The 402-nt window shown below is 34.6% G+C and carries 1 protein-coding gene; it reads right to left on the bottom strand.

Annotated elements, in window-relative coordinates; genetic code table 11:
* A partial coding sequence (locus AAC147_RS10140; RefSeq protein WP_047686500.1) for a condensation domain-containing protein occupies positions 1-402 on the bottom strand: 402 nt, incomplete at both ends.

The raw sequence follows: 402 nt of genomic DNA, 5'->3' as shown, positions 1-402 counted from the left end.
TTTTTCATAGTGAGTTTTATTTAGATATTCTCTTGCCTTGGCTACTACAGTCAAATATTGTGGAATATCCGATAACCATGCTGTTGATGTTCCGTTTTTAAGACATTTGTATAATTTATGGACATACTCATGAAGCCGGTAAGAACCGACACCATCAATCATAATATGGTGGATTTTAGTGAAAAAGTAATACTTTTCATCAGCCAGACGAATCAAGAAAACCTGATAAGGTGTTTCCTTTAAATAATCTATCGGAATTTCAATTTGTTGCCGCATCCAGAGTTTTGCTTCTTTTTCAGGTTCAGACTGCATGGCAACATCATGAAATATAATTGATTCGGGTATACTCTGTTCTTCAATGTATTGTATCGCTTCATTATCTGAATTAACCGATATGCGCAA

The sequence above is a fragment of the Xenorhabdus sp. NBAII XenSa04 genome (genome assembly GCF_963866145.1).
Taxonomy (GTDB): domain Bacteria; phylum Pseudomonadota; class Gammaproteobacteria; order Enterobacterales; family Enterobacteriaceae; genus Xenorhabdus; species Xenorhabdus indica.
The sequence above is the reverse complement of the archived record's forward strand: the minus strand, read 5'-3'. Positions and strand labels throughout refer to the sequence as shown.